General features: G+C 70.7%; 7 protein-coding genes. All 7 read left to right on the plus strand.

Annotation, left to right across the window (positions count from 1 at the left end; all coding sequences use genetic code 11):
• The first annotated feature begins 268 nt into the window (after positions 1-268).
• The 7 genes from ACVOK1_RS19480 to ACVOK1_RS19510 all read left to right on the plus strand — a co-directional run bounded on the left by ACVOK1_RS19480 (position 269) and on the right by ACVOK1_RS19510 (position 7696).
• On the plus strand, positions 269-799 hold the full coding sequence (locus tag ACVOK1_RS19480; RefSeq protein WP_367380693.1) for a gamma carbonic anhydrase family protein: 531 nt from the start codon (positions 269-271) through the stop codon (positions 797-799).
• A gap of 123 nt (positions 800-922) precedes the next feature.
• Positions 923-1612, plus strand: a complete 690-nt coding sequence (locus ACVOK1_RS19485) for an RDD family protein (RefSeq protein WP_108770380.1) — start codon at positions 923-925, stop codon at positions 1610-1612.
• Positions 1609-2601, plus strand: coding sequence for a stage II sporulation protein M (locus tag ACVOK1_RS19490; protein WP_481562991.1), 993 nt, complete (start codon positions 1609-1611; stop codon positions 2599-2601). Before ACVOK1_RS19485 ends, ACVOK1_RS19490 begins: the two co-directional genes overlap by 4 nt.
• A complete protein-coding gene (locus ACVOK1_RS19495) occupies positions 2591-4231 on the plus strand; it encodes a DUF4129 domain-containing protein (RefSeq protein WP_481562994.1) in 1641 nt (546 codons plus the stop codon). The genes ACVOK1_RS19490 and ACVOK1_RS19495 overlap by 11 nt, the downstream gene beginning before the upstream one ends.
• Positions 4228-5418: a DUF4350 domain-containing protein gene (locus ACVOK1_RS19500; RefSeq protein WP_481562992.1), complete on the plus strand. Its 1191-nt coding sequence runs from the start codon at positions 4228-4230 to the stop codon at positions 5416-5418. Before ACVOK1_RS19495 ends, ACVOK1_RS19500 begins: the two co-directional genes overlap by 4 nt.
• Positions 5415-6401, plus strand: a complete 987-nt coding sequence (locus ACVOK1_RS19505) for an AAA family ATPase (protein ID WP_108770383.1) — start codon at positions 5415-5417, stop codon at positions 6399-6401. Before ACVOK1_RS19500 ends, ACVOK1_RS19505 begins: the two co-directional genes overlap by 4 nt.
• Positions 6398-7696: a DUF58 domain-containing protein gene (locus ACVOK1_RS19510; protein ID WP_481562993.1), complete on the plus strand. Its 1299-nt coding sequence runs from the start codon at positions 6398-6400 to the stop codon at positions 7694-7696. The genes ACVOK1_RS19505 and ACVOK1_RS19510 overlap by 4 nt, the downstream gene beginning before the upstream one ends.
• Positions 7697-7953 lie beyond the last annotated feature (257 nt).

Raw genomic sequence — 7953 nt, forward strand, 5'->3', positions numbered from 1 at the left:
CCTTTGATCTTTTCTTTTGTCTTTCGTGGCTGGCGCGCGCAGGAACCTGTCCGTGGGCCGGGGGGGGGGGTTGGGGGCGGGGGCCGGGGCCCAGAGGGTGCGCGGCGGCGGGAAATGGAGGGGGTACCCGCGGCACCCCCCCCCCCCCCCCACCCCCCCCCCCCCACCCCACCCCCCCCCCACCCCCCCCCCCGCCGCCCCCCCCCCCCCCCGCAACCGATGCCTCTGCCGCGTATCATCGTCGTGTTTGCCCCACCTGGAGACAGCGATGAACCCCCTGCGCCCCTTCCGCGACAAGATGCCCGTCCTCGGCCAGCGCGTGTACGTCGACCCGGCCTGCACCCTCATTGGTGACGTGGAGCTGGCCGACGATGTCTCCATCTGGCCGGGCACGGTCATCCGCGGCGACGTCAATTTCGTTCGCATCGGCGCGCGCACCAACGTGCAGGACGGCACCATCATCCACGTCAGCCACCACAGCCCGTACAACAAGGCCGGCTACCCGACCCTGATCGGCGAAGGCGTGACCGTCGGCCACGGCTGCATCATCCACGCCTGCACCATCGGCGATTACAGCCTGATCGGCATGGGCGCCTGCATCCTCGACGGTGCGCGTGTCGAGCGCCATGCCTTCGTCGGCGCCGGCGCCGTGGTCGGCCCGGGCAAGGTGGTCGGCGAGGGCGAGCTGTGGGTGGGCAACCCGGCGCGTCCGGCACGCACGCTCAGCGACAAGGAGATCGAGTCGCTGCACTATTCGGCCGACCACTACGTGCGGCTGAAGGACGAATACCTGGGCTGAGCCGCTTCGTCGACCACTGGGCTCTGCTAAAGTCGGGGCCCGACCAGGAACCGTCGAGACCCCCATGCCTGTGGCAGCACGCCGGAGAGGACTCCAGCGCCCACATCCGCGGCCATCGCACTGATGACCGCGCCCATGCTCGATACCTACCGCGAGGTGGTAACGCCGGAAGGCGTGCCGCTGCAGTTGCCCACCGCCGGGCCGATGCCACGTGCGCTGGCCTGGCTGGTCGACCTGGGCATCCGCTTCGGCGCGCTGGTGCTGCTGTCCATTCCGCTGGCACTGCTCGATGAGTTTGGCCGCGGCATCTACATGGCCGCGATGTTCCTGCTGATGTGGGCCTACCCCATCGTCTGCGAGGCGCTGTGGGGCCGCACCCTGGGCAAGCGTGCACTCGGCCTGCGCGTGCTGTCGCGCGATGGCGCACCGGTGGGCTGGATGGCCTCGATCACCCGCAACCTGCTGCGCACCGTGGACATGCTGCCGTTTGGTTATGCCCTGGGCCTGCTCAGCAGCCTGTTCGATCCGTACGGGCGCCGCCTCGGCGACCTGGTGGCCGGCACCGTGGTGGTGCACGAGCCGATGCATTACCTGTCGCCACCGGCCACCATCGACAGCGTGCTGGTGCCGTCGCAGCCGCTGCGCCCGCAGGAACAGGCCGCCGTCCTGGCGTTTGCCGAACGCGCGCCGCGCCTGTCGCCGGGTCGCCAGCAGGAACTGGCAGGTATCGCCGAGCCGCTGACCGGTGCATCCGGCCAGGTGGGCGTGCTGCGCCTGTATGCGATGGCCAACTGGCTGCTGGGCCGCCGATGAAGCAGGAACAGTTCGTCGCCCGCCACCAGCACGAATGGCAGCAGCTGGAGCTCTGGCTGCAGCAGCGTGCGGGCGCTTCGCGTCGCAGGCGGCGCAGGCCCGAAGCCGCTGATCCGGGTGACGTCGCCTTCGCCCAGCGCTACCGCCGCCTGTGCCAGCAGCTGGCGCTGGCCCGCGAACGCGGCTACAGCCCGCAGCTGGTGCAGCGCCTGCAGCAGCTGATGCAGCAGGGCCACAGCGTGCTGTACCGCACGCCGCCGGTGCGCTGGCGGCGGGCACTGGAATTCCTGGTGGCCGACTTCCCGATGCTGGTGCGCAGCCAGGCGCGCAGCATGTGGGTGGCACTGGCGATGTTCGCGGTGCCGGCGCTGGCCTGCTTCGCCGTGGTGCAGCTGTACCCGGACAGCGTGCATCTGCTGATGGACAACAGCCAGATCGCCGAGATGGAACGCATGTACGACCCGGCCGCGGACCGGCTGGGGCGTGACAGCGGCACCGACTGGATGATGTTCGGCTACTACATCATGAACAACATCAGCATCGCCCTGCGCACCTTCGCCAGCGGCCTGCTGGCCGGGCTGGGTACGCTGCTGGTGCTGCTGTTCAACGGCGTCATCATGGGCGCGGTGGCGGGCCACCTGCAGCAGATCGGCCATGGCGATCCGTTCTGGCGCTTCGTGGTCGGCCATGCCGCCTTCGAGCTGACCGGCATCGTCATCGCCGGCGGCGCCGGCCTGCAGCTGGGCATGAAACTGCTGGCGCCCGGCCGCCGCCGCCGCATCGACGCGCTGGTCGAAGGCGGCCGCATCGGCGCCCGGTTGTGCCTGGGCGTGGCCTTCATGCTGCTGCTGGCGGCGTTCGTGGAAGCGTTCTGGTCGTCGATCGCGCAGATCCCGGCCTGGGCCAAGTACAGCGTGGGCGGTGTGTTGTGGGCCGGCGTGCTGCTGTGGCTGTGGCGCGGCGGTCGCGGGGGTGAACGTGCGGATTGACCACCTCGACGTGGCCCTGCGTGCGCGCAGCGGCTGGGAAGCGATGGAACTGGGCACCGCCCTCGCCCGCCGCCATGCGCGCGCGGTGTGGGGCAGCTGGCTGCTGGCCAGTGCGCCGTTGTTCGTGCTGTTCAATGCGCTGGCCTGGTGGCTGGACGGCTTCGCCTGGGCATCGCTGGCGATGTGGTGGTGCAAGCCGCTGTTCGAGCGCGCGCCCCTGTACGTACTCTCACGCGGCATCTTCGGCGAGACGGTCGGCGCGCGTGCGGCACTCGCTGCGCAACGGCACTGGGGCGGCACCGGTTTCTGGGGCTACCTTGGCTGGCGCCGTTTCAGCCTGCTGCGCAGCCTGTGCCTGCCGGTCAACCTGCTGGAAGGCAACGCACCCGCACAGCGCGGCCCACGCCGGCGCGCGGTGGCTGCTGGCGCCGCTGGGCCGGCAATCCTGCTGGCGCTGATCTGCCTCGGCTTCGAGCTGGTGCTGGTGCTGGGCGCGATCGCAGCGGTCTTCATGTTCATTCCGCTGGAACTGCTGCCCGACTCGTGGCGCGCGGCCTGGGCGATGATCAGCGTCGAGACCCCGCCGTGGGCGGACCTGCTGCTGAACCTGCTGAGCTGGCTGGCCGCCGCCCTGATCGGCCCGTTCTATGTCGGTGCGGGCTTCGGCCTGTACCTCAACCGGCGCACGCAGATGGAAGCGTGGGACGTGGAGATCGCCCTGCGCCGCCTGCGCGAACGGCTGCTGCCGGCGGCATCGACGCTGGCCCTGCTGCTGTGCCTGGCGCTGCCGCTGGCGCCCGCCCACGCGCAGGACGCCGATGCGGACACTGCCCACCCGGTCGCCGACGAAGCCCGGGCGGCCGGACAGACCGACGCGGATGAAGAAGGCGAGGACGACGGCGAAGAAGCCAACGCCGCCAATGATCCGGCCAATGCCGCCGCCGGCATCTTCGGCGAGCAGCCGGTGGACACCGCCGGTTTCCGCCAGGCGGTGAACCGTGCCTACGAGGATCCGCTGCAGCGGCCGGTCCGCCAGGTCACCGAGTGGAAGCCGATCGACGACACCACGGCGGAAAAGAAGGCCGAAAAGAAAGACACCAGGGACGACAAGGCCGGCCAGAAACATGGCGAACGCAACCGCGGCCTGAAGCTGCTGGCGCGGGTGGCCGAATGGGGCCTGTGGGCACTGCTCGGCGTGGTGGTGCTGGTGCTGCTGCTGACCGCGCGTCTGTGGTGGCCGTGGCTGCGCGGCGCCGGCCGGCGCACGCCGAAGGACGCACCCCGCGTGCAGGAAGAGGCCGTGGAACTGCCGGTGGTGCTGCCGCCGGACGTGGCCACCCAGGCCGGCCTGCTGTGGGACCAGGGACGCCCGCGCCAGGCCCTGGCCCTGCTTTACCGCGCCAGCGTGCGCACCCTGGTCGAGCGCACCGGCAACGCGTTGCCGCCCGGCGCCACCGAAGCGCAGTGCCTGCGTGCTTCGCGGCGCATGCCGCAGCAGGCGGACCGCGATCTGTTCGCCCGCATCGTGCGCATGTGGCAGTACGCCGCGTACGGCGGCCGCCTGCCCACGCGCGATGAGTTCGATGGCCTGGCCGCGACACTGCGCCAGCAGTTCGGGTGGAAGGCATGAGCCCGCGCGCGTTCTGGGCCCTGCTGCTCGGCCTGCTGGTGCTGCTGGGCGTGCCGTTGACCATCCTGTTCCTGCGCACGCACGAGAAGGTCACCGAGACCGTGGTGCTGCCGCCGCGTGGCGAAGCCAGCTACAACCCGCTGTACGTGCTGGGGCAGGCGCTGCGCGCGGACGGCATTGAAGTGCAGTCGCGCGAACGCCTGCAGCTGGCGAAGATGCCCCTGGCCGACACCGATACCGTGGTCCTGCTGCAGGACACCCGCGAGATGCCGCCGGGCACCGCGCAGGCACTGCTGGACTGGGTTGCCCGTGGCGGCCACCTGCTGCTGCGCACGCAGCCGCCGGGCGAGGACAAGACCAGCACCACGCAGGGTCCGCTGCTGGACCGCATCGGCGTGGAAAGCCTGTTCCATGGCAAGGACTGCCAGCCGTTCCATGTGGTGGATGATCCCAACCACGTCGAGTTCTGCAACGGCCGCCGCTTCAGCCTCGGCTTCCGGGCCAGTGCCGATGCCGAGCGCCGCTGGGGCAACGAGGAAGGGCTGGCCTTCGCCCGCCTGCGCCACGGCAAAGGCCGCATCGATGTGCTGGCCGACATGGATTTCATGCGCGGCAATGGCGCCGCTCCGCTGCCGCGCAAGGGCGCGACGGCCAAAAACACACCGCAGCGCGGTGGCCTGCTCGATCTCTCCCACCGCGACCTGACCCGCCACCTGCTGGACCCCAACTACGGGCGCGGCACGGTGTGGCTGGTATACGGCAGCCGCCCGCCGACGCTGCTGGCGCGCATCGTGCTGCAGGGCTGGCCGGTGTGGATTCCGCTGCTGCTGGGCATCCTGGGCTGGCTGTGGACGCGCGCGCAGCGGCTGGGCAGCGTGCTGCCTTCGCCGGTGGTCGAGCGCCGCTCGCTGCTGGAACACGTGCGTGCCAGTGGCGAGCTGCTGCTGCGCTTCGGCCAGGGCGCGCAGCTGTACAACGCAGTGCAGGCGCTGTTCCTGCATCGCCTGCGCCTGCGCGCCCCGGTGGCGGCCGCGCTGGATGGCGCTGCCCGCGACCAGGCCATCGCCGAGGTGCTGCAGTGGCCCGCCAGCCGCGTGGCCACCGCCCTCACCGCTCCTTCGCCGCACGATTCCTCCGCCCTGCGCGAGCGCATCCGCTTGCTGCTCCAGATGAGATCCCTGCTATGACCGATGCCCCTGAGCTTCCGGCGGCCGCTGCCGCCCGCCTGATCGAACGCGTCGATGCCATCCGCGATGCCGTCGGTCGCGCCTTCATCGGCCAGGCCGACGTGCTCGACCAGATCATGGTGGCGCTGCTGGCCGGCGGCCACGTGCTCATCGAAGGCGTGCCCGGGCTGGGCAAGACCCTGCTGGTGCGTGCACTGGCACAAGCGATGGAGCTGGACTACGGGCGCGTGCAGTTCACCCCCGACCTGATGCCCAGCGACGTCAGCGGCCATGCGGTGTACGACCCGAAGAGCGAGAGCTTCAAGATCCGCCGCGGCCCGGTGTTCACCAACCTGCTGCTGGCCGACGAGATCAACCGCGCCCCGGCCAAGACCCAGTCAGCCCTGCTGGAAGTGATGCAGGAAGGCCAGGTGACCATCGAAGGCAAGGCCTTCACCCTGGCGCCGCCGTTCATGGCCCTGGCCACGCAGAACCCGCTGGAACAGGAAGGCACCTACCCGCTGCCGGAAGCGCAGCTGGACCGCTTCCTGCTGAAGGTGCTGATCGACTACCCGCAGCTGGAAGACGAGAAGCACATGGTCACGGCCATCACCCGTGGCCGCGCCGCCAGCGATTTCGACCTCAGCCAGGTGCCGCGCGTACTCGGCGCCGGCGAACTGCTGGCGCTGCAGCAGGCCACCGCCGCCATCACCGTCGATGACGAAGTGATCGACTACGCGGTGCGCATCGTGGCCGCCACCCGTTCCTGGCCGGGCATCGCCGTCGGCGCCGGCCCGCGCGGCAGCATCGCGCTGGTGCGTGCCGCGCGTGCGCAGGCGGTGCTGGCCGGCCGAGATTTCGTCACCCCCGACGACGTGCGTGACATCGCCCGGCCGGCACTGCGCCACCGCATCGCGCTGGCACCGGAACTGCAGATCGAAGGCCAGGGCCCGGACGACGTGCTCGGTGCCCTGCTGGCCAAGGTGGAAGCGCCGCGCCGATGAGGCCTGCGCCGCTGCTGCTGGTCCTGCTGGCTGCCTGGGCCGCGCTGGGCGGCGTGGTGCTGGCTGGCCTGCTGCCGCACTGGAGCTGGGCCGTGGCCGGTGCGCTGGTGGCCGCGCTGGCACTGGCCGATCTGTGGCGGCAGTGGCGACGTGCATCGCCGCAGGTACAGCGCCAGGTGCCCGAGGCCTTGGCACTCGGCGTGCGCCGCGAGATCGGCCTGCGCCTGTTCGCCGAGCAGCCGATGCAGGTGCAGGTGTTCGATCGCGTGCCCGGCGGCTGGCCGCTGGAAGGATTGCCGCAGCGCCCGCAGCTGCGCGCCGGCCACGCCAGCACCCTGCACTACCAGGTGCAGCCGCAGCAGCGCGGACGCTTCCAGTTCGACGGCGTGGACGTGCGCATCCGCTCGCCATGGCGGCTGTGGTGGCAGCAGCGCACGCTGCCGCCGGTGCTGGACGTGCGGGTCTATCCCAACTTCGTGCCGCTCACCCGCTTCGCGTTGTTCAGTGCCGACCAGGCCTCGCGCCTGGTGGGCGCGCACGTGAAGCGCCGCCGTGGTGAAGGCACCGATTTCCACCAGATGCGCGAGTACCGCGTCGGTGACAGCCTGCGCCAGCTGGACTGGAAGGCCACCGCCCGCGCGCGCAAGCTGATCTCGCGCGAATACCAGGACGAGAAGAACCAGCAGCTGCTGCTGATGCTCGACAGCGGCCGGCGCATGCTGGCCAGCGAAGGCGGCCTTTCGCACTTCGACCATGCCTTGAACGCGTCGCTGGTGGTGGCCTATCTGGCGTTGCGCCAGGGCGATGCCGCCGGCCTGTTCGCGGTGGGTGGCGAACGCCGCTGGGTGGCGCCGCAGCGCGGCATGGGCACGGTGGAACACCTGCTGCGCGCCAGTTACGACCTGCAGCCGCAGGCCGTGGCCACCGACTATCTGGCCGCCGCCACCGAAGTCTCGCTGCGCCAGCGCCGGCGTGCGCTGGTGATGCTGGTCAGCAACGTGCGCGACGAAGACATCGAAGACCTGCTGGCCGCCGTGCGCCTGCTGCAGCGCCGCCACCTGGTGTGCGTGGCCAGCCTGCGCGAACGCGAACTGGATACCGCGCTGGAAGGCGAGGTGCAGACTCTGGAAGACGCCGCCCAGGCCGGTGCCGCCGCGCTGTACCTGCAGCAGCGCGCGAAGGCGCATGAAGCGCTGCGCAGTGAGAAGGTGATGGTGCTGGACGTGACCGCCGACGCCCTGCCTGCCACGCTGGTGGAACGGTATCTGGCCGTGAAGCGCGAAGGGCTGCTGTAACCGGTAGCGCCGGGCCACGCCCGGCGGATGGGGAACCACCGCTGCGCTCGCCGGGCATGGCCCAGCGCTACCGTCGAACCGCCCTGGTCCGCGACTGCTCTGGTAGGTGCCAACCTTGGTTGGCACGAAACCCAAGGCAAACAGCTGCCGGCCAGCGGCCGGCACTACCCCTGCAGCAGCGCGCGAAGGCGCATGAAGCGCTGCGCAGTGAGAAGGTGATGGTGCTGGACGTGACCGCCGACGCCCTGCCCGCCGCG

This window comes from Stenotrophomonas sp. STEN087 (assembly GCF_056759115.1).

What these genes read in the sequence shown, in the direction of transcription:
- ACVOK1_RS19500 (WP_481562992.1), top strand. Translation starts at nt 4,228, where the DNA reads ATGAGCCCGCGCGCGTTCTGGGCCCTGCTGCTCGGCCTGCTGGTGCTG.
- ACVOK1_RS19480 (WP_367380693.1), top strand. Translation starts at nt 269, where the DNA reads ATGAACCCCCTGCGCCCCTTCCGCGACAAGATGCCCGTCCTCGGCCAG.
- ACVOK1_RS19510 (WP_481562993.1), top strand. Translation starts at nt 6,398, where the DNA reads ATGAGGCCTGCGCCGCTGCTGCTGGTCCTGCTGGCTGCCTGGGCCGCG.
- ACVOK1_RS19490 (WP_481562991.1), top strand. Translation starts at nt 1,609, where the DNA reads ATGAAGCAGGAACAGTTCGTCGCCCGCCACCAGCACGAATGGCAGCAG.
- ACVOK1_RS19485 (WP_108770380.1), top strand. Translation starts at nt 923, where the DNA reads ATGACCGCGCCCATGCTCGATACCTACCGCGAGGTGGTAACGCCGGAA.
- ACVOK1_RS19505 (WP_108770383.1), top strand. Translation starts at nt 5,415, where the DNA reads ATGACCGATGCCCCTGAGCTTCCGGCGGCCGCTGCCGCCCGCCTGATC.